Annotated in this window: 2 protein-coding genes; both read right to left on the minus strand. The window is 55.7% G+C overall.

Annotated elements, in window-relative coordinates:
* On the minus strand, nucleotides 1–509 hold a 509-nt coding region (locus R3F72_RS18555), incomplete at its 3' end, for an RNA ligase family protein (RefSeq protein ID WP_332780481.1).
* A 162-nt stretch (nucleotides 510–671) separates the two neighbouring features.
* Entirely contained in the window at nucleotides 672–839 is a 168-nt protein-coding gene (locus R3F72_RS18560; protein WP_332780482.1) for an integrase core domain-containing protein, read from the minus strand.
* Nucleotides 840–969: the final 130 nt, after the last annotated feature.

Raw genomic sequence — 969 nt, forward strand, 5'->3', positions numbered from 1 at the left:
TTATATGATCGGTTACTACAGCAGCCTCCGGCCGCACAAGCATAACGATGGGATACCGCCGAATTTGGCAGAAAAGAACTACTGGAATGCTCAAAGCTCGGTGGCCAAAAGCACTTGACCACTACACCTTCCAGCTTCTTGACGGTGAAACGTCCTCGCATGAGTCGTGGTACCACAGCTAGGCCAAGACGACTGGCCAAGGCATTGCGTCTTTCTTGGTTCCAGAAGCGCTTGGCCTTGCGATCGAAAACATCAAAGACCAGGAACCAATCCGGCAAAGCGGCATAATCCAGCGAGTGGCGCGCAGCGCACCACTCGCCGAAGAGAATGACGTGATCGGGTAAATGCTGTTGGAACACCGCGAGGTGTTGCATCAGCCACTGGTTAAGGCGAGAGAACTGACCACGGTAAGGCGCCTCGAGATAGGCGCCACGATTCTGCACACGCAGCTGCCCTTCATCTCCCCAGGAAATGCCCAAATTGGCACCGTCGAGCTTCTCCTCTACCAATACTTCATCCGCTAGCAGCGCCTCGACCTCGGAGGGATCGAGCAGCTTGTCGTCGCGGGGCTCGCCCTCGCCAAGCCAGGCAAGGTGCGGTGTATGAAGTGGACCCTATCCATTGGTCCACCTGACAGGCGATCTAAGCTCTGACTGGGTTGTCATCAGGCGTCAGGCTGCCTGGGTCAATGGTTGATCGAAGTACACCTCATCGGGTGTTTCGTCGTCGAGCCCCTGATGGGGTCGGTCCCTGTTATACCAGGCGAAATAACGCTTCAGGTCTTCGCGCAGATGGGCACCATTCTCGAAGGCTTTCAAGTAGACGCACTCGTACTTCACGCTGAGTTATAGTCAAATCTGGTGGATGGCAGTCAGGCGGCAGTCCTGTCTGACTGATCGGTTACCTGCTCCCCATCCTGGAACCGGACGTTGTTCACGACCAGCTCCAGCTTTCTAAACCCCTTGATGC

Source organism: Salinicola sp. 4072, assembly GCF_036663415.1.
In the GTDB taxonomy this organism is placed as follows: Bacteria; Pseudomonadota; Gammaproteobacteria; order Pseudomonadales; family Halomonadaceae; genus Salinicola; species Salinicola salarius_A.